The organism is Methanoregula sp. PtaB.Bin085, from assembly GCF_002067035.1.
Lineage (GTDB): Archaea > Halobacteriota > Methanomicrobia > Methanomicrobiales > Methanospirillaceae > Methanoregula.
On record NZ_MVQB01000028.1, the window covers coordinates 15620 to 34924 of the forward strand.

The 19305-nt window shown below is 57.3% G+C and carries 23 protein-coding genes and 1 pseudogene; 15 read left to right on the plus strand and 9 right to left on the minus strand.

Translation table 11 applies throughout. The annotated features are described in order from the left end of the window. Nucleotides 1-103: 103 nt before the first annotated feature. The 3 genes from A4E33_RS07005 to A4E33_RS07015 form a co-directional block, all read right to left on the minus strand. Nucleotides 104-388: a DUF1922 domain-containing protein gene (locus tag A4E33_RS07005; RefSeq protein WP_292346980.1), complete on the minus strand. Its 285-nt coding sequence runs from the start codon at nucleotides 386-388 to the stop codon at nucleotides 104-106. Between the two features lie 178 nt (nucleotides 389-566). Then, the gene (locus A4E33_RS07010; protein ID WP_292346981.1) at nucleotides 567-833 is read right to left on the minus strand and encodes a hypothetical protein; all 267 of its coding nucleotides are present in this window, start codon (nucleotides 831-833) and stop codon (nucleotides 567-569) included. Between the two features lie 114 nt (nucleotides 834-947). After that, nucleotides 948-1658, minus strand: a complete 711-nt coding sequence (locus tag A4E33_RS07015) for a hypothetical protein (RefSeq protein WP_292346982.1) — start codon at nucleotides 1656-1658, stop codon at nucleotides 948-950. Between the two features lie 371 nt (nucleotides 1659-2029). Here A4E33_RS07015 and A4E33_RS07020 point away from each other — a divergent pair. Further along, nucleotides 2030-2649, plus strand: a pseudogene (locus tag A4E33_RS07020) (coenzyme F420-0:L-glutamate ligase). Nucleotides 2650-2662: 13 nt separating this feature from the next. On the opposite strand, the gene A4E33_RS07025 reads toward A4E33_RS07020, so the two are convergent. Next, nucleotides 2663-2830: a preprotein translocase subunit Sec61beta gene (locus A4E33_RS07025; protein ID WP_292346983.1), complete on the minus strand. Its 168-nt coding sequence runs from the start codon at nucleotides 2828-2830 to the stop codon at nucleotides 2663-2665. Nucleotides 2831-2875: 45 nt separating this feature from the next. Here A4E33_RS07025 and A4E33_RS07030 point away from each other — a divergent pair, with 45 nt between their 5' ends. From A4E33_RS07030 to A4E33_RS07060, 7 genes are all read left to right on the plus strand, one after another. After that, nucleotides 2876-3916, plus strand: coding sequence for an amidohydrolase family protein (locus A4E33_RS07030; RefSeq protein ID WP_292346984.1), 1041 nt, complete (start codon nucleotides 2876-2878; stop codon nucleotides 3914-3916). 32 nt (nucleotides 3917-3948) lie between these two features. Continuing rightward, nucleotides 3949-4383 carry a universal stress protein gene (locus tag A4E33_RS07035; protein ID WP_363053982.1) on the plus strand — a complete coding sequence of 145 codons (435 nt, stop codon included), beginning with the start codon at nucleotides 3949-3951 and terminating at the stop codon, nucleotides 4381-4383. Between the two features lie 5 nt (nucleotides 4384-4388). Continuing rightward, nucleotides 4389-5237, plus strand: coding sequence for a CBS domain-containing protein (locus tag A4E33_RS07040; RefSeq protein WP_292346985.1), 849 nt, complete (start codon nucleotides 4389-4391; stop codon nucleotides 5235-5237). Nucleotides 5238-5321: 84 nt separating this feature from the next. Beyond that, complete coding sequence (gene psmB / locus A4E33_RS07045; RefSeq protein ID WP_292346986.1) at nucleotides 5322-5963, plus strand: archaeal proteasome endopeptidase complex subunit beta; 642 nt, start codon at nucleotides 5322-5324, stop codon at nucleotides 5961-5963. Between the two features lie 24 nt (nucleotides 5964-5987). Then, nucleotides 5988-7907: a beta-CASP ribonuclease aCPSF1 gene (locus A4E33_RS07050; RefSeq protein WP_292346987.1), complete on the plus strand. Its 1920-nt coding sequence runs from the start codon at nucleotides 5988-5990 to the stop codon at nucleotides 7905-7907. 11 nt (nucleotides 7908-7918) lie between these two features. Next, a complete protein-coding gene (locus A4E33_RS07055) occupies nucleotides 7919-9034 on the plus strand; it encodes an MFS transporter (protein ID WP_292346988.1) in 1116 nt (371 codons plus the stop codon). A 37-nt stretch (nucleotides 9035-9071) separates the two neighbouring features. Next, the gene (locus A4E33_RS07060) at nucleotides 9072-10061 is read left to right on the plus strand and encodes a tetratricopeptide repeat protein (protein ID WP_292346989.1); all 990 of its coding nucleotides are present in this window, start codon (nucleotides 9072-9074) and stop codon (nucleotides 10059-10061) included. Nucleotides 10062-10361: 300 nt separating this feature from the next. Here the strand turns inward: A4E33_RS07060 and A4E33_RS07065 are convergent, their stop codons facing one another. The 4 genes from A4E33_RS07065 to A4E33_RS07080 form a co-directional block, all read right to left on the minus strand. Then, nucleotides 10362-11540, minus strand: coding sequence for a M20/M25/M40 family metallo-hydrolase (locus A4E33_RS07065; protein ID WP_292346990.1), 1179 nt, complete (start codon nucleotides 11538-11540; stop codon nucleotides 10362-10364). 18 nt (nucleotides 11541-11558) lie between these two features. Next, nucleotides 11559-12062 carry a hypothetical protein gene (locus A4E33_RS07070; protein WP_292346991.1) on the minus strand — a complete coding sequence of 168 codons (504 nt, stop codon included), beginning with the start codon at nucleotides 12060-12062 and terminating at the stop codon, nucleotides 11559-11561. Between the two features lie 96 nt (nucleotides 12063-12158). Continuing rightward, on the minus strand, nucleotides 12159-13037 hold the full coding sequence (gene moaA / locus A4E33_RS07075; protein WP_292346992.1) for a GTP 3',8-cyclase MoaA: 879 nt from the start codon (nucleotides 13035-13037) through the stop codon (nucleotides 12159-12161). Beyond that, the gene (locus A4E33_RS07080) at nucleotides 13034-13630 is read right to left on the minus strand and encodes an RlmE family RNA methyltransferase (protein WP_292346993.1); all 597 of its coding nucleotides are present in this window, start codon (nucleotides 13628-13630) and stop codon (nucleotides 13034-13036) included. Before A4E33_RS07080 ends, moaA begins: the two co-directional genes overlap by 4 nt. 99 nt (nucleotides 13631-13729) lie before the next feature. Between A4E33_RS07080 and A4E33_RS07085 the strand changes: the two genes are divergently transcribed. Then, nucleotides 13730-14473 (plus strand): DNA polymerase sliding clamp, encoded by a 744-nt coding sequence (locus tag A4E33_RS07085; protein ID WP_292346994.1) that lies wholly within the window; start codon nucleotides 13730-13732, stop codon nucleotides 14471-14473. Continuing rightward, nucleotides 14473-15570, plus strand: a complete 1098-nt coding sequence (priL, locus tag A4E33_RS07090) for a DNA primase regulatory subunit PriL (protein WP_292346995.1) — start codon at nucleotides 14473-14475, stop codon at nucleotides 15568-15570. The genes A4E33_RS07085 and priL overlap by 1 nt, the downstream gene beginning before the upstream one ends. Here priL and A4E33_RS07095 read toward each other — a convergent pair. Continuing rightward, on the minus strand, nucleotides 15563-15739 hold the full coding sequence (locus A4E33_RS07095; RefSeq protein WP_292346996.1) for a hypothetical protein: 177 nt from the start codon (nucleotides 15737-15739) through the stop codon (nucleotides 15563-15565). The two genes, priL and A4E33_RS07095, sit on opposite strands and share 8 nt — an antisense overlap. Nucleotides 15740-16112: 373 nt before the next feature. Here A4E33_RS07095 and A4E33_RS07100 point away from each other — a divergent pair, with 373 nt between their 5' ends. From A4E33_RS07100 to dapB, 5 genes are read left to right on the plus strand one after another with little or no spacing between them, the layout of a single operon-like run. Further along, nucleotides 16113-16664, plus strand: a complete 552-nt coding sequence (locus A4E33_RS07100) for an HDIG domain-containing metalloprotein (RefSeq protein ID WP_292346997.1) — start codon at nucleotides 16113-16115, stop codon at nucleotides 16662-16664. 44 nt (nucleotides 16665-16708) lie between these two features. Beyond that, nucleotides 16709-17248 carry a thiamine-phosphate synthase family protein gene (locus A4E33_RS07105; RefSeq protein ID WP_292346998.1) on the plus strand — a complete coding sequence of 180 codons (540 nt, stop codon included), beginning with the start codon at nucleotides 16709-16711 and terminating at the stop codon, nucleotides 17246-17248. Nucleotides 17249-17274: 26 nt separating this feature from the next. Continuing rightward, nucleotides 17275-17466, plus strand: a complete 192-nt coding sequence (locus A4E33_RS07110; RefSeq protein WP_292346999.1) for a 30S ribosomal protein S17e — start codon at nucleotides 17275-17277, stop codon at nucleotides 17464-17466. 8 nt (nucleotides 17467-17474) lie between these two features. Further along, a complete protein-coding gene (gene dapA / locus A4E33_RS07115; protein WP_292347000.1) occupies nucleotides 17475-18428 on the plus strand; it encodes a 4-hydroxy-tetrahydrodipicolinate synthase in 954 nt (317 codons plus the stop codon). Nucleotides 18429-18434: 6 nt separating this feature from the next. Next, nucleotides 18435-19199 (plus strand): 4-hydroxy-tetrahydrodipicolinate reductase, encoded by a 765-nt coding sequence (gene dapB, locus A4E33_RS07120; protein ID WP_292347001.1) that lies wholly within the window; start codon nucleotides 18435-18437, stop codon nucleotides 19197-19199. Nucleotides 19200-19305: the final 106 nt, after the last annotated feature.

The following is a 19305-nucleotide window of genomic DNA, read 5'->3' on the forward strand; positions in this document are numbered from 1 at the left end:
GCCGTGGACAGGAATCTGTGTGAAACATTTTTCAGGAAGGGGGGTCACCTTCACAAATTCTGCTGAATGCGTAACATGACAGATTCAACAAATCCGGAAAAGATCACTGCACCGGCGTCCCGCGGCCGCGTTTCCGGAGCGCTTCCGTGTAGTGGTGGCGGAGCTCGGCCGTTTCCTCGGGGGAGAAGTCTTTCTTTTTGACTGCCTGCAGGTGCTTCTGCATCTGCTTCACGATGTGTTCGGCCTCGTGGAAGTCCTCGACATCCAGGTATGCCGGAGTCCGGGCGATCTCCTGGGCATGGCCGCACTGCGGGCAGAGCTTCCATTTCTGGTAGCGGTCCACGTACGTGAACGTGCTGCACGAGGGGCACCGGATGATGAGGTACATATTATTCAGGTGATCGGCATTGTCGTTATAAATACATATCGTCGTTTCGCAGAATTTCCGGACGACGGGGGAACATCCCGGGAGGGAGTCCGGGGTACCGGAAGTAACTGCAGGAGGTAATTGCCCGGTGTCGTCGATAAAAAACACCGAAGATAACCGGGATTGTCGGGTTAATCAGTTACTGTTTCCCGTCTTTCTGGTCAGACTCCCCGGTCTCTTCTTTTTTCCTTTCCGGTGTCCGGGGTAGCCCAAAGTATTGAGGAAAAAGTTTCATACCAAGGACTAATATTACTCCCAGAGCTGCATAATGTAAAAACCCGCCAGAGTCAGCAAGAATCGGGTAACCGGAAAAAAGCATGCCGTAAACAAACCCGCCAAGAATCCCGATAAGTAAGAAAATACCTGCGATTATCAACACATTCCGGATAGTTACCTTACTCTCCATATTGTTCAACAGATTCTTGTTTTTGAATAATATATTAATCTTCAGCTGCTGTTCATTGCATCAATATGATACCTGAATTATCGTATTAAAAAGACAGAAGGAGAAAAGAATACGTTATTCCAACGTTACCTCGTCCCCCAGTTTTTCCCTGAACCGTAAGTAGATTTTTGCGATGATATCGGAATTGTAAAAAACCAGCCCGTATATTTTTTGTGTTCCAATCGTGGATATCACCATCCGATGCCTGGCGTCCACACCCCACAGGGTACCTTTCATTGCCGGATCAGGACTCACCGACGATATATCCGCATACCTGATTACTGTTTTCCTGTCAATGCCCAAGAGGTACAACGGATGTGATTTGATCTGCACCGAATCCTCTGTAAAGACAAAAACAGGCACATTATACCAAATCCAGATGAAAAATATTCCAACCCCTGTTATGGCAATAGTCAGACCAATATCCTCTTTATCCGGGGTAAACTGACTGATAATTGAAAATAAAGGCATAGCTATGAAGATCAAAAACAAAACAGATACCCCGGTAGTTGGTTTGAACAGCAACGGTTTCCCGTCTTTCCGGTCAGCCTCCTTTGCCTCTTCTTCCTTCATCTCCTGCGCCAGCGGTTTCATATAAATATCATAAACAATTTTCAGCACAAGGGGAGTGACCGTGACAAAAAACACAATACGCTGGAATTCACGAATTGCTCCGGAAAGACCTGGATCCTGTATGCCAAAAACTGAAGCCCATGGGATAACTGTCAGAATGCAGATACAGAAAAAGATCAATAAATACCTGAGAATTTCCTTCCGCTGAATCATCCTTGATACTACCTTATTTTGAAAAATATATTAAAATTCAGCTGCTCGTTCACTGATTCATCCGTTGATTCCTGCGGAATTTTGTGATCGTACAGGAAAACGAGGATATGCCCACAACCACAAACTGCCGGATATTTCACCGGACCAGGGGACAGGAAACCTGCGGGCAGTCTGCCCGATGAATCATGTTCATGAACCCGGACCACTGCACCTTTCCGGAAAAATACCGGTGGCAGGGCAGGACAATTCCGAAATCCCAATATCGCCTGCCCGGCTCATAGAGATGCTATGGAGAACATCACGGTCATAGGCGTACGGGTCTCCCGCTCATCCGGAAGAGAGACGACATCGCGGCGCAGGTCTGCGGGAAGGTGAAGTTCCAGGATGGCGATATCCTCTGCGTTGCCTCGACCATCTGGTCCAAGTCAAAAGGGTATACGAAAAAACTTACCGATATCACGGCATCCGAACGGGCGATCCGGCTCGGAAAACTGAACGGCGAGGACCCGCGGTTCTTGCAGGGCGTGCTCGATGCTTTTACCGACATCATCATGGAGCACCCGTTCATCCTCTCCGAAATGTCGTTTTGCCACATCGGTGTCCGGGCCGGTGTTGACCAGTCCAGTATCGACGACGGCATGGTGATCTTCCTCCCGCCCGACCAATGAAGTCTGCGGCAGAACTGCGGAAGGATATTAAAAAGCTCTCAGGAAAGAATGTCGGCACGATCATCACCGACCCCTGCGGCCGGTCGTTGCGGCGCGGCGAGACCGGCAACGTGATCCGTGACTTCCGGGGCGATACCGACCTCTTCGGTTATTTCCTGAAGATCACCGGGGAGGCGGTCGTGGACGAGATCGCCGGGTTCTCGAACTGTGTTATGGGCGAGAGCAACAATGGCGTTCCCGCAGCCGTCTTCCGGAACTGCGGCCGGTGGCCGGCCACGACAATATCTTCACGACTGCTGAAGATATTACGAAACACGTGCTGAAAAAAGAATATTACTAAGCGGACCGGAACCACAGGTCCAAGATGTAAATGACGATACCGATCGCCGCGGCAACGATGATGACCGTGACAGGGCTGATATGGACTGCCCTGCGGTCCTCGCTCTCGTAATAGTTGACGAGACCCGCGGATGAGAGTAATCTTCCACCTTGCTTCTTTGCCATGCAACATATATTTGGTTTCCCGTTATATAAAGGAGATAGCGCACCATGAAAATGCCCGAAAAGAAAGTCTCCGGTTACGCACTGCTCGATGAGGAGCTTGCGCTCTCCCCGGTCGATATGTACATTGAGAACGGGACCGTTACGGCAATCGAGGAGAATTCCCGGGCGCCGCAGATCTGGATCTTCCCGGCGCTGTACAATGCCCACACGCACCTTGGCGACACCATTGCAATGGACTGCGGGACGACCGGCAGTCTTGCGGATCTCGTCGCCCCGCCCGACGGGCTGAAACACCGGCTCCTGCGGGCTGCCCCGCGTGAGGATATCGTGGGAGGTATGCGGGCCGGCATGGAGGGGATGATCGCGGCCGGCACGGCAGGATGCGCCGATTTCCGGGAAGGGGGTATTGACGGCGTCCGGATGCTGGAGGAGGCCGCCCGTGGCCTTCCCTTCCGGCCCTTTGCCTTCGGCCGCGAAGGCGGCGAGACCGTTGCCGGCGGCCTCGGGATCAGCAGCACGCGGGATGTGCCGGATGCCGGACGGCTGGTTGCGGCAGCAAAAAAGGCAGGAAAGAAGATCGCGTTCCACGCGGGCGAACGGGATTCCGCGGATATCGATGACGCCATTGGGTACGGGCCGGATCTCCTCGTCCACATGACCCATGCAACAAAGAAGCAGCTCCGCGAATGCGCCGAGAGAGATATCCCGATCGCGGTCTGCCCGAGATCGAACTGGATCCTCGGCGTGACATCCACGTCCCGCTGCCCGCCCCTCGCCCTCATGGAGGACCTGGGCTGCACTGTCTGCCTCGGCACGGACAACGCCATGTTTGTCCCGCCGGACCTCTTCTCCGAGATGGCATTCGTCTCGGCCGTGTACCGCCTTCCCCCCCCGGCCATCCTCCGGGCAGCGGTGCGGGGCTCGGCCGTCACCGGTCCTTCGTTCTTCATCCGGAAGGGCGGGCGGGCAAACCTTTTTACCGTGGATCCGGCCCGGTCGGCCCTCCGGTTCTCGCGCGATCCGCTCGCAACGCTGGTAAAACGGGCTGATCGGGCAATTATCAGGACAAACGTTTTTACTTTGTAAATCCAACAAAACAGGCATGTTTGTTTTGGGTGATGCCGGTGTTTTCTAATATCCTTGTCGCGGTCGATGGCTCGGATGCCAGCCAGCGCGCATTGATCCGCGCTGTTGAAGAAGCAAAGGTGTGGAATGCCAGGCTCCATATCATCTACACGGTGGAGACCGGGCTCTTCTCCTCGCTCCCTGCCGACAGCACGGTCGAGATCATGTACCGTGTCCTTGAGACCGAAGGGAACACGGTCCTCGAAAAAGCAAAAAAATATGCCACAGAGAAAGGCGTTACCGCAATAACACACATACAGCAGGGCCATGCGGCAAGCGAGATCGTCTCCCTTGCCGAGAAAGAGAAAGCCGATCTGATCGTTGTAGGTTCGCACGGCAAGAGCCAGGCCGACCGCCTCCTTATCGGGAGCGTGAGCGCCCATGTCGTCAACCACAGCAGAATCACAACCATGGTGGTGAGATCATAACAGAAATGATTGTCAGGGACTACATGACATCCGACGTGGTCCACGTCGAGATCCCCGGAAACCGGGACGATGTCCTCAAGATCCTCAAACGGACGGGCATTTCCGGTGTTCCGGTCATCAAGCACAAGAAGATCGTCGGCATCATCACCCGTAAGGACCTTCTCCGCAAGCCCGAGGAGACCCAGCTTGGCCTCCTGATGACCTCAAAGCCTGTCACCATCGGTCCCGACACCACCGTGAGCGATGCGGCACGTATCCTCGTTGAGAAGAAGATCCGCCGCCTGCCGGTTGTCGAGGACGGCCACCTGCTCGGCCTGCTCTCGGTCGCCGACCTCATCCACGCGATCGCCCAGAAGAAGATCAAGGACGAGATCAAGGACAGTTACATGAGCCAGACCTTTGCACTCTGGGAAGAGACACCGCTGCCGGTTGTCGGCCGGGTCATGGAGATATCCGGTGTCGATGCAATCCCGATCCTTGATGCCGAGAACCGGCTGCAGGGGATCATCTCGGAACGCGATCTCATCCGCAGCTCCTCCATCGAGGACAGCGTCGGCGTCTCCGACTTCTCGAACGGTACTGATGACGACGAGTGGACCTGGGAGAGCATCCGGGACAACCACACCATCAGCTTCGGCATCTCCAGGGTCCAGCTCCCGAACCGCCCCGTCAAGCTTGCCATGGTCAAGAACGTGGTCGCGGTCCCGGCGAACGCCGAGGTCAGCGAGTGCGCACTCAAGATGCGGAGGGCACGGGTCGATCAGCTGCCGGTGGTCAATGGCGACAAGCGGCTCGTTGCCATGCTCTATGACCGCGAGCTCATCAGGTCGCTCTGCCGTGATGGGCAGGAATGACAACCTTTAAATTTCCTGATATCACCTAATACTTTACAGCGCTTTTATAATCATCCAGCGTTTGTTTGTTTTTAGGGAGTTACCATGCCCGAACAGTTACAGGAGTCCATGAAGGGGACAACAACGATAGGCATTGTTTTTGCCGGCGGTGTTGTCCTTGCAACCGAGAAGCGGGCGACCATGGGCTACATGATCGCAAGCAAGAAAGCCAAGAAAGTCTACCAGGTAGCCGAGCGAATCGGGATGACCACCGCCGGAGGAGTGGGCGACGCACAGCAGCTTGCACGCATCCTGACCGTTGAATGCAACCTGTATCAGATCCGCAGGTCCCGGGCCATCACGGTCGGCGCAGCAGCAACCCTGCTCTCGAATTACCTGAACCAGAACCGGTATTTCCCGTACTATGTCCAGCTGCTGGTCGGCGGCATTGACGAGAACGGCCCGAGCGTCTACTCAGTGGACGCGATGGGTGGTGCAACGAAGGAGGAGGAGATCGTTGCAACCGGTTCCGGCTCGCCCATGGCATACGGTGTGCTCGAGGACCGGTTCCGGAAGGATATGCCCCGCGACGAGGCGATCGAGCTTGCGGTCCGGTCACTGAAGTCCGCGATGAAACGTGATGCAGGATCAGGGGAAGGGATCCAGGTCGTTGTGATCACAAAGGAGAAATACGAGGTGCTGGGCGAGGACGCCCTCAAGAAGTATTCTGCCACGAACGGCGCCTAACCTCTTTTTTGGGAAGACTTTTTTATGCTGATTGAAGAACGGCTCAAGGAGCTCAAAGATAAAATCAATGAGAAGGTGCCCCGCGGCATCACCGTGACGCAGGTCGAGTTCGAAGGACCCGAGCTGGTCATTTACACTGACGACCCGAAACGCTTTGCCGATGAGGCAGACCTCATCAAGATCCTTGCCCGCGACCTGCGAAAAAGGATCGTAGTCCGGCCGACTATCCTGGAGGATCCCGAGAAGGCAAACACCGAGATCAAGGCCGTGGTACCGGAGACCGCCGGCATCACGGACATCTTCTTCGATGCCGATACCGGCGAAGTGCTGATCGAGGCCGAGAAGCCCGGTGTGGTCATTGGCAAGAACGGGACAACGCTCCGGGACATTACCCGGCATATCGGCTGGACGCCCAAGGTCGTCCGGACACCGCCGATCGAGAGCTCCACGGTCAAGCAGATCCGGCAGTACCTCCGGTCCGTGAACGAGGACCGCAAGCAGTTCCTCCGGACCATCGGCAGGCGGATCCACCGGGATATCCCCGGCCGCGAGGAGATGGGGAAGGATGCCACCCGGAAGGACCAGTGGATCCGGGTGACGATGCTCGGCTGCTGCCGGGAAGTCGGCCGCGCCGCGTTCCTCCTGACAACACAGAACAGCCGGATCCTGATCGACTGCGGGGAAAAGCCGGACAATGCCGGGGGCACGCCCTATCTCTACGTACCGGAGATCCACCCGCTCGCCTCGCTCGATGCGGTGGTCCTCACCCACGCCCACCTCGACCACTGCGCCCTGATCCCGCTGCTGTACAAGTACGGGTACGAGGGGCCGGTCTACTCCACGCCGCCGACCCGCGATCTCTCCGCGATGCTCCAGCTCGATTACCTCGACGTGATTAACAAGGAAGGCCGGAAGATCCCGTATTCGTCGCAGGAGGTCAAGACCTACATCCAGCACTCCATCACGCTCAACTACGGCAGCGTGACCGATATCGCACCGGACGTCAAGCTCACCTTCCACAACGCCGGTCACATCCTCGGCTCGGCCATCGCCCACTTCCATGTCGGTGACGGGATGTACAATATCGCGTTCACGGGCGACTTCAACTATGCCAAGAGCCGGCTCTTCAACCCGGCCATCAACCAGTTCCCCCGGCTCGAGGCGCTCTTCATGGAGAGCACATATGGCGGCAGCAACGACTTCCAGCAGCCCCGCTCGGATGCCGAAGGCCTCCTGTACGAGACCATCAACAGGGTGCTTTCCCGCGGCGGCAAGGTCATCATCCCGGCCTTTGCTGTCGGGCGTTCGCAGGAGGTCATGCTCGCCCTTGAGGAAGGCATGCGCCTTGGCAAGATCCCGAAGGTGAAGATCTACCTTGACGGTATGATCCGCGAGGCGACCGCTATCCACACAACGTACCCGGAGTACCTGAACACCGAGCTGCGCAACCTCATCTTCCGGGAGGGCATGAACCCGTTCCTTGCCGAGTGCTTCCAGCAGGTGGACTCCTCCGAGCTCCGCGAGAAGGTCATCTCAGGCGACCCCTGTGTCATCATCTCTACAAGCGGCATGCTGAACGGCGGGCCGGTCATGGAGTACCTGCTGAGCCTTGCGCAGGACGAGAAGAACGCGCTCGTCTTTGTCGGGTACCAGGCGGATGGCACCTACGGCCGGCGCATCCAGAAGGGCTGGCGCGAGGTCCCGATGGGCCGCAAGGGGACCATCACCATCAACCTCGAGATCACGACAGTCGACGGGTTCAGCGGTCACTCCGACCGCCGGCAACTGATGAACTACATCGGCCAGATCCAGCCGCGTCCCGAGAAGATCTTCTGTGTCCACGGTGACGAGAACAATACCATCGACCTTGCCAGTTCTATCTACAAGCGCTACCATATCGAGACGCATTCGCCGATGAACCTCGAGACATACCGCATGCTCTGACGGGCTCGGTTATGCGCCGGTATCTCCCCCTTTTTATCGGATACTTCACCGTTATGGCGCTCTCCAATGCCATTGTCCCGGTTCTCCCCGCGTACTCTCCCGATGCATCGGCCCACGGGCTCATCTATGCCGGGTATTTCCTCGGCGCCTTCCTCGTCACGCTCCCGGCCGGCATCCTGACAGACCGGTACGGGCGCCTCCCGTTTGTCCGGCTCGGCCTCCTCATCTCGCTTGCGAGCGGCCTCTTCCTTACGGTGACCTCAGATCCTGTTCCTGTCATCACTGCCCGTTTTGTCGAGGGGGTCGGGGCAGGCCTCTTTGTCGCTGCTGCAATGGCCATGGTCAATGCCGATCCCGGCCATGTCCGGCTGAGCGGGTGGCTGATGGCATCGCAGAACGCCGGGCTCGTCACGGGCCTTGCCCTTGCCGGCTGGCTCGCTGCATACCTCGGCACACCTCCCGCCGGGATCGCCCTCTTCACCCTCCTGCTCGCCGTGCCGGCTGTTGCGAGCCTGCTGGTCCGCGAACCTGCGGCAACAGCGGCTCCGGCCGGCATAACCGGCAGGGAAATTTTCCATATAGCCCGGCACCACCGCTGGCTCTGGTACTCGACCATCATCATCGGTATTACCGGCGTTGTCACCGCCCTGTACCCGAAACACTCCGGCGCGGGTTCCGGCGAGCTGGGGACCTGGATGGCCATGATGGGGATTGCAACGATCATCGCGGTAATCGCCAGTGCCCGCATGGCACCGGAGCCGGTGACCGCCATCCGGTGGGGAGCGATCCTCATGGCCGGCGGGATCGTCCTCCTGTTCTTCTCCCCGGCCGGGTTCCTTGTCATCGGGGCAGTGGCCGGTGTCGTCATCATCTCCCAGATGGCGTTCCTTGCCGGAACAACGGGGAACCAGGGCACGGTCATGGGCCTGTACTCCGCCTTCGCGTACCTCGGCATGGCCCTCCTGCCGGCTGCCGCCGGTTTCTGTGCCGACGGGCTCGGGTTTCCGGCAGCGTTCCTCACAGCGGCCCTTGCCGCGATCTCGGTAGCGGCGACCATCGGCCTCTGTTCCTGCGTCACGGCCGGAAGAGATGCAGAAATCCTGCCTGCCCGTGAAAATAAGCAATAGATTCATCTGCGATCAAGGGAAATTTCGTCATGTGAATATGAGATCCTCAACCCTGGTCCTAATCCTCTTCTTATCGTTCCTGCTCATCCCAGCGCTTCCTGCGGAGGATGCCGTGGAATGGTACACAAAGGGGCAGGATGCCCTCAAGGTCAATGACCCCGCTGCAGCCATTACGTTTTTCAACAATGCCCTAAAACAGGACAGCAGGTTCGCCCAGGCCTATGCCGGGAGGGCTGCAGCGCTCAATATGCAGGGAAAATATTCCGAGGCCATCGATTCAGCGGACGATGCTCTTGCGATTAAATCAATGGACCCGGTAGCGCTCAATGCCCGGGCATATGCCTTTTTCAAACTCGGGCAATACGAGACCGCAATCACCGCATACGACAACCTCTTTATTGTCGAACAGAACCGCAAGGACGCGTACTGCAACCAGGCAAACGCATACCTGATGCTCAACGATACGTCCGCGCCGGCTCTCGTGGCATCCGACCGCTGTACAATGCTCAATTCCGATGATTTCATGGCATGGAACAACAAGGGAGCGATGCTTATGCTGGCAAAAAAGTACGAAGCAGCGCTCGCTGCATTCGACCGTGCAACGGAGATCACCATCAAAAATGCAACGGTCTGGAATAACAAGGGGAAGGCGCTGGTCGCAGTTGGCAAACCCAACGATGCGCTGGAGTGTTTCAACAAGGCCCTCGGGATCGATCCTAATTTTGCGGAAGCAAAGGCGAACAAGGCTGATGCGCTTGGCAGGCAGCAGTCCTTCACGATCGCGGGCACGATTACGCCGAAGGAGACCGTCAGCCGCATCGGCACGCTCTTCACCATTGTCACAACCCCGCCGGAAGTGACAGCGGACGTAACCGGAGAGCCACAGGCTGAGACACCCACGGAATCCGCTGCCCCCGCAAAGACAACGATCCCGAAAAAGACGACCTATTCACCTGTTTCCCCCGTGACCGTGCTCTTTGCGCTTGCGGTTATTGCGGGGCTGGCTGTTGTGATGAGACGGGAGTAATTTTTTTTCTGGACGGGACCGGAACGCCGGGACGAGATCTGACATTTTTATCCCATATAATTCCTGTTTTCGAACATGAAAACCCCCCTCTTTCGCCACCAGTCCCCCCAATGGGGGGACGGGGCGCAGATGCGATAGCGGATAATTCCCGATTCTCATGAATTTCCCAAAAACATTCTGAGTAGCAATCGCAATGCGCCCCCGCCCCCAACGGGGGCAGGGCTGGCGCAAGGGGGGCGATCATATCTGCTGATAGAGAATTTCTTCTGATGAAAAATCTCCGGTTTTGATATCTCTGTACTAATTGCCCATCCCCGCGTAGCGCTCCATGATCCCGCGGTACACGAGCGCAGCCTTCCCGAGCGATTCGATGGTGACCCGCTCATTGACGGCATGCAGGGTTTTTATCTCGCCGGGCCCGTATTCGAGCACACTGAAGCCATGGAGCCGGAGGTGGCGGGCGTCGCTTGCGGCCCACTGGACAAAGGGAAAGACCTCTCCTCCCCAGACCTTTTCTATCTCTTCGCAGGTGGTCTTCACAAGAGTCCCCGACGGATCGGTCATCGAGGGTTCGTGGCTCTCCTCGAGGATCACCTTCGCGTTCCCTGCATGAGCCATGATCTCCGATTTCAGGTCCTGCAGCGGGCATCCCCACGGAACCCGCATCTCGAGTTCGAGGACGCAATGCTCTGCAACGACATTGGACTTCTCGCCGCCGCGGATTGTTCCCGGGTTGTAGGTCAGGTGCCGGAGGATATCCGTGCTGCCATTGAGATCGAATTCAGACCTCATCACGTCAGCGGAACGGGCCAGGATCTCTTCAAGATCCGGGCTGAGCGGGAAATTCCGGGAATGGAGTGTGTCGACATATTGAATCAGGGAAAACGCTTCCATGATCGCGCTCGTTCCCACGGCCGGGTAGAGCGAGCCATGGGCCGGGACACCAGTGAATTCAAATCCGAACCGGCAGAGCCCTTTCTGCCCGATGGCCGGGTTCCGGCAGGGAGTGGGCTCCGCGATGATGCAGTCAGCAGGAGCAAGGATGCGGTCGGCAAGAATGCGCCGGATCCCGCTCTGTCCACCGGTCTCCTCGTCACAGACAAAGACCAGCGTAGCCGGGATCTCCTGCCCGGCATCCGCCATCATTTTACAGGCAGAAAGGATCGATGCACACCCGCCTTTCATATCCGTGGAACCGCGCCCGTGTACATATTTTTTATCGATCTTCCCGGAGAAGGGAGGATACGTCCACGCCGCATCGCGTGCCGGGACGACATCGACATGCCCGGACAGGATGAGAGGCTGGCGTGCCGGGTCCGTGACCAGGTTGCACATGCCCCGGTCATCGCCATAGACCCGCGACCGTATCCCGATACTGTCGAGGAACGACCTTATGTACCCGATGACCTCATCGGTCCTGCCGGGAGGATTTTCGCTGTTGATCTTCACGAGGTCCGAACAGATCCGGCGTACATGCATGACAGTATCCCCGTACCGTCAGCCCTGGCTGAGGTATTCCCGGAAGAGCTTTGCGAGCGATCCTTCCTCATACAGGCTTTTCAGGAACTCCGGTTCAAAGAACTCGTCGATCATCGCATGGAGATAATCTGCCGGGACCGGCTTCCTGCTGTCGGGATCGAGGACGATCCGGAAGCTGCGGTAACAGGCAGGGTCCTCGGTATCGTAGATCATCTGCCAGAGAGAGGGCAGTTTCCCGAACCGTTCGGGTTTCTTCTCCCGCAGCCAGTTGACAAAACCGGGGAATTTTGCACGATCTCCCTTCTGTTCTTCGTCGATCCGCCAGCGAAGGTATTCCGCGCCCATGATATTCTTCGGCGACTCGTAGTTCCAGACGGAAAGGCTCAGCGTGTAATCGATGTGGGCGAGCGCGTCGATGAAGTAGAAGTAAAGTACCTTGTCAAAAGCCCCGGGATCGTGGAGCACCAGGGATTTCCCGTACAGGTGCCGGAGCACCGGCATGTACTCGCTGTCATCCTGCATGTCCGGTTAGTTGGCAACGGCATCGTAAATATATTCGCTTCGTGCCGGAGGGGTGTATCCGGCACACGACGAAGATACGGGGGGCCGGTTGGAGGTTCAGGTAAAAAACGGCTGGCGCCGTTTCACCGCTTCGATAAAAAGGTCCTCGAGTGCTTTTCCCATTGTGCCCCGGATGTCGACATGGTTGTCGGTCCGCAGCAGGCATGGCTTCAGTTTGCCATCAGAGGTGAGACGGAGGCGGTTACAGTACGCACAGAACTCGGTGTTATGGAGCGGCCGGACCACTTCCACTTCCGCCCCGTCAAGACAGTACTTCTTCCGGTGGTGCATCCGGCGGGTCACGATCTGCTTCGACCGGGCGGCAAGGGAGGCCTCGAGGCCGTTCAGCTCACCGTGATGATCGCAGTCATTGAAGTGCATCAGCTCTATCAGCTGGAGCACGAGGTCACGATTGCCCCGGACGTACGCAAGAAAGTCGTCAACCTCGTGATCATTGATCCCTTTGAGGACAACCATGTTCAGCTTGACCGGTGTCAGGCCGTGCCCGAGCGCGGCATCGATCCCCTCCAGCACATCAGAGAGCCGGTCGGTGCCGGCGATCTTCCTGTATGTATCCGGGTTCAGGCTGTCAATACTCACGTTTACCCGACGGAGGCCAGCTTCTTTGAGATCGGCAGCAGAACCGGCAAGGAGCGTACCGTTGGTGGTCATAGACGATTCCATACCGTCAGGGACGGACCGGATGATATCGGCAAGGTCCGGACGGAGCAGCGGTTCGCCGCCGGTGAATTTAACGCTCCGGATCCCGAAACCTGCTGCAACCCTCAGGACCTCGGCGATCTCTGCAGCGGTCAGGGACGTCCCCGGGGCATCTTCGCCCTCGCGGTGGCAGTAGATGCAGGAGAGGTTGCACCGCGGGGTCAGGCTGACCCGGAGGTTACTGACCGGGCGGCCATGGGGATCCTTCAGCGTCATTCTGTGCCTTCCGTACCGATAAAATTCTTTGCAACGATATACAGTTCCGTGCTTCCCTTGCGCGAGGATTTTGTATTGCAGGTCTTGACAGAATAGAAATATCTCTTGCAGTCCGCATACAGTTCCGGGAAATCCGTCCCCTGGAATGATTTGATCGCGAAATTGCCTCCCTGTTTCAGGACCCTGCTCGCAAAGGCAAGCGCCTGTTCGTTCAGCTCGATGATCCGTGCCTGGTCGTAGCTTTTGTGACCGGAAAGTTTGGGGGCTGCATCGCAGAGGACCACGTTCACGATCGGAAGTTTCTCCCGCACCAGTGCCAGCACGTCCGGATCGTTCAGGTCTCCTTCGATCGTCTCCACCCCGGCAAGCTCGGCAATCGGGTTGAGATCGATCCCGAGCACCCGTGCGTTTGTGAGAGCACGCTCAACCTGGAGCCAGCTGCCGGGAGCAGCCCCGAGGTCGACGATATTGTCTGTCGGCCGTATGATAGAAAATTTTTTCTGGATCTCCAGGAGCTTGTACGCTGCACGCGATCGGTATCCTTCGTGCTTTGCCCGCAGGTACGTCCTGTCGGTTCCCCACTGCGATCCCATGTGCCTGACCGTCCCTGAAAAATGCCCGGGCTAAACCCAAAACACTATAATTAAAGTATGACGATATACTGTATAAGACAGTTTGTTAAGGGGTAAGCGATGTTAAAAGCAACGATAGACGCAGACATGTTCAGGGAAGCAATCGATGCGATCTCGGCTCTCATCCCTGAGTGCCGGCTCCATACGGACGACAGCGGTTTTTCAACCCGTGCGGTTGACACGGCAAACGTCGCGATGGTTGCACTCACCCTCAAGAAGGAAGCGTTCGAGACCTACAAGGCAACAAAAGGCCAGCTGGGCATCGACCTGATGAAGATGAAGAACATCTTCGGCATGGCCACCAAAGGTGATGTCATCAGCATCGAGATGGCTGACAATGCCCAGAAGATGTCGGTCTCTGTCCACGGGTACCACTACTCCATCACCCTCCTTGACACCAACACGATCCGGAAGGATCCGAACCCGCCCACCATCAACCTCCCGGGCAAGATCGTTATCAAGGGCGAGGATCTGAACAATGCGATGAAAGCAGCCGCGGTGATCTCCGACAAGATCGCGCTGGGGATCAACCCGAAGGACCAGACCTTCTACCTGGTTGCCGAAGGCGACACAGACCATATCCGTCGCGAATTCTCAAAAGACGAACTGGTATCCCTTACCCCGGTCGAAGCCCGGTCACTCTTCAGCCTCGATTATCTCAAGGACATGGGCAAGGTCATGAGCAGGGCCGAGCAGGTCGAGATCTTCCTTGGCATCGACCACCCGGTCCGCTTCTCGTTCGACATTGCCGGCGGAAACGGCCATGTCGAGTACCTCCTCGCTCCCCGGATCGAGGCTGACTGATGGACTATTCCCCATCGGCCAAGGAACTTTCCCATTTCCCTTTTTTAAAAAAAGCCCAGGACCATATCAAGCGCTCGTTCCCCCCCATCGATCAGCTGCTGAAACAGGAGAAAGGGGCACTCCTGACCGATCTCGCGGTCCGGCGGATCAACCAGGCGCTGGCGGCTAAGAAGACCATCGCCGCCCATTTCCAGCACCGCGATGACGACGAGATCGCAAGTTACGTGCTGGCCCGGATCATTGTCTCCTGCATCCAGGACAAACAGCTCTATGACCGGCTCACCCGGTATGAGGCGGAACGGGCGTACTATTTCCTCAACTCCGAGACCGGCTCTGAGTCGGAGAAAGGCTGGAACGAGAATGCCGTACTGGACGACGACCAGAACAGCCGCATTGCACAACACATCGCTGCCGAGTTCGGAATCGACCTTGCAAGGGACCGGATGCCGCTTGCCGATTATGTCGAGATCGTGTCCGTTCTGCACGAAGACCGGTTCAAGCTCGTCAACCGCAGGGTGAGCAAAGGGTTTGTGGAGATAAAAAAAGAGGAACTCCTCGAACTGCTCCGGGAGCGAATCCGCGTCATCCTCCGCCGCGACCTCCCCTACCACGTGCCAAAGAGCATCTGCGAGCAGCTGGCGCCCGTTGCTGAATCGATCAAAAAGGAGTACCAGGAGCAGATGCTCCGCCAGTTCGGTGCCATTGAAGAGAATGCATTCCCGCCCTGCATGCAGGCCCTGATAAAAGCCCTGACCGCCGGCACCAACCTCACCCACGCCGGCCGGTTCTCCCTGACCTCGTTCGTCCACACAATCGGGATGGACGTCCCGGCAATCGCCCAGCTCTTTGCACGCTCACCGGACTTCGACCCGGAAAAGACCATGTACCAGGTTGAGCACATTACCGGGCGCGGGGGATCCGGGACAGAGTACACGGCACCCGCCTGTGCCGCGATGCGCACGACCGGCCTCTGTGTCAACCGCGACCAGCTCTGCGAGCACGTGAACCACCCGCTGAGTTACTACAAGGTCAGGAAGAAGGACCTGGCTGCCGGAAAAGGAAAGAAAAAGGAAGCGTTAAAAGCCCCGCCTACGTGATCTTTGCATTTACGAAATACCCGGCACCCGAGAGAAAGAGGATGAATACAATGATTGCCGCCAGGTATGCAGTCCCTGCAGGCATGACCATGGGAAGGACTGCGAGGAGGATTATGAGTGTGAGGAATGCGGCAAATCCGATGATCACATCGAGAAGTCGTTCGTCCATTACCGCAGATTTTCGCTGCCGGAGGATTTAGGCTTATCCAAGTTCTTACCGGGGAGCCGGGTTTGATAAAAATCCTGTTAAATGACAGGATTATGGGGGCTGATGCCCCCATGCCCCCGATTGAGATGAACGGCCGCCGCCCCGAAGGGCGCCCCGCGGCGGCATTCAAATACTGTTTTTCCGGACCTGCTCTGGCCCCGCCGTGCCCCGAGAGGGGCCCTGAGGCGGGGAGCCCTCACAAAAAATCCTAAATGCTGTATTTTTCATCGTTCCAGTGTGAACAAAACCAGTTCATGCATGTTTCTCCAAGGCAGATATTTTCTGAGAATCGAAAATCGATACACTCATGGTGACATAAGAAAATCATTCTGCCATGCAACGATCTGCAGCCATCGCGCTCCTCCGGCAGCACGTGCACGGGGACGCGCTCGTGAAACACTGCCTCGCAACCGGGGCGATCATGAAAGCGGTTGCCGGTCCGCTAGGCGGCGACCCGGCCCTCTGGGAAGAGATCGGGCTCCTGCACGACATTGATTTCGAACAGGTCAACGGCGATATGCAGCAGCACGGGGTTGCCGGGGCCCGGCTTCTGAAAGTTGCCGGTATTCCGGATGACCTCTGCGGGATCATCGCGGGCCATAATCATTTCCTTCATACCGCCCCGTACGAGACACCGGTGGAGATCTCACTCCAGGCGGCAGACAGCGCTTCGGGCCTTATCATGGCATGCGCCCTTGTCAAGGGCGGCCGGCTTTCCGATGTTTCGGTGAAGACGATAACGAAAAAAGCAAAGGAGAAGTCCTTTGCTGCCGGATGCGACCGCAACCGGATCGCCCTCATCGGCGGCCTGATGGAGATCCCGGTCTTCTACGGTCACGCGCTGGCAGGCCTGATGGAGATCCGCACGGAACTCGGGCTGGAATAATCACGTTTTAAGAACAGCGACGCCAAGTACTGGATGATCGATCCATGGACCCGGTACAGGAACGGAGCAATACGCTCGCAGCGCTGCAGGCTGCGGTGACGCAGACGGAAGGATCGGCCAGTCCCCGGCTTGTCCCGCCCGAGGGCATCTCGTTCGGGTACGCCCTCAGGGGTGCCCGGGACGCCGGGAGCGTTGCCGCTGCCGCCGGGGGGATACGGAAGGGTGCCGGGGGCAGTGCCGCTGCATCCTGCTCATTCGGGACCGGTGAACCGGTTGTCCCGGTCATCCTGACTATCATGAAATTCGACCCGGCCATTCGGAGCGCTGCAATCCTGCAGTATTCCGACCGTGCGCTCAGGGTGTTTGAAAACGACCTGTTCCTCGAATGCGCTCTTTTGGATGCCGCATCATCGCAGAAAGGGATCAGCACCATGGACTGGGGTATAGCATCGTGCTGCAAAGAAGAGATCCCCGACGTCATTTACCGGAGAGGCACAACCGCTGCGGACTCGCGCATCATCCTGCCCGGTGAGGATCCGGCCGACGTTCTCAACAATATCATTATCTGCTCCAACCGCATTTAACATAATGCACTTTGCGAGGAAACTCCATGGGAATCAAGCCATCCTATATCAAGACTATCGGAACTGAACTTGTCACCAAGCAGCGGGCAGGTTTCTCGAACAATTTTGAAGAGAACAAGCAGCAGCTTGAGAAGTCCGCGGTTATCGACAGCAAGCGGGTCCGGAACCGCATCGCCGGATACATTACAAGAAAAATAAATACCAAGAAACATTCATAACCCTATTCATGTTTGAAGGTGTCCTTCCAGCGATTATTACCCCTTTTAAAAGAAACCCCGCGATGGGCCTGGACATCCCCGGCCTTCAGAAAAACATCGGGTTTCTGCTGTCTCGTGGCGTCCACGGGATTGTGCCCTGCGGTTCGACCGGCGAATCAGCCACCCTTTCCTTTGATGAACACGAGAAGGTCATCGAGGTCACGGTCGATGCGGTCAATGGCAAGGTACCGGTCCTTGCCGGTACCGGTTCCAACAACACGGTAGAAGCGATCCGGCTGACGAAAGCTGCGAAGGACATCGGTGCAGACGGTGTGCTCGTCATCAGCCCGTACGGCAACAAGCCCAACCGGACTGGTCTTGTGAAGCACTACACGAAACTCGCCGACCTCGATATCCCGGTCGTCATCTACAATATCCCCGGCAGGACCGGCCAGAACCTGGAGCCGGACCTGATCGCAGAACTGGCGCAGCACCCCAATATCGTCGGGGTTAAGGAAGCCAGCGGCAACATCGGCCAGATGTCCCGCGTCATCGAGGAGACGCAGGACGAGGACTTCGTGCTCATCTCCGGCGACGACAATATCACCATCCCCGTCATGGCGCTGGGCGGAGCGGGGGTTATCTCGGTTGCGGCCAACATCGACCCGGCCCGGATGGTCGCCATGTGCGACGCGATGAGGAAGGGAGACTACCAGAAGGCGCTCGTGCTCCATTACGCGATGTCGCCGCTGTTCCGGTCCATGTTCATAGATACGAACCCAATCCCGGTCAAGAAAGCGGCCGAACTGATGGGGCTGGCCGGCGGACCTGTCCGACTCCCGCTTGACGATCTTGACGCGGCGAAGACCGAGCAGCTGAAAAAGGTCCTTGCAACCATCCCGAAATCCGGAGCACGTGCGGTACCGAAGAAGCCGGCCAAATCCCCGGCAAAGAAGCCCGCCGCAAAAGGCCGGAGACGGTGAGATCCGATGGCAAAGGTCGTTGTCTGCGGCGCCTCCGGCCGCATGGGCCAGATCATCGGCCGCATGGTGCATGAGTCGAAAGATCTCGAGCTGGTAGGGGGTATCAACCTCAAGCCGGCGTCTTTCTTCGGTGCCGAGATCGTTGCGGCCAAAGATGCGGATGCCTTCCTGAAAAAGACGAAAGCGGATGTGCTGATCGATTTCACGGTCGCCTCGGCAGTCGTGGACAACGTGAAGCTGGCAGCCCGGAACAACTGCGCCCTCGTGGTGGGGACGACCGGCATCTCCGCGGAACAGAGGACGGAGATGGAGAAAGCGATCAGCGGCCATGTCCCGGCCGTCATCTCCACCAACTTCTCGATAGGCATGAACATCTTCCAGCAGCTTGTCCGGCAGTCGGCAAAACTTCTGAAGGAGTACGATATTGAGGTGATCGAAGCCCACCACCGGAACAAGAAGGATGCACCGAGCGGGACGGCAAAGACCCTTCTTCAGATCATCGAGGAGGAGGCGGGCGCCCGCGACAAGATGTACGGGCGCGAGGGCATGACCGAACGGAAAAATGAGATCGGCGTGCATGTCATCCGCGGCGGGGATATCGTCGGCGACCACACGGTGATGTTCTCGAAGAACTTCGAAACAATCGAGCTCTCCCACCGGGCGTACGACCGGTCGGTCTTTGCCAGCGGTGCCGTCATGGCAGCACGCTGGGTCGTGGGTAAAAAGCCCGGCATCTACGGCATGAACGACGTGCTGGCGCTGAAGAAGTGAGACTCAATTTTCCGGTTCTGTACAGGTTGGAGAACGTAATTGAATCTTGTGCCTGCCTGATTTACAGAGGAATCTGACCCATTTGTCCGGAGTGGAAGACCCATGA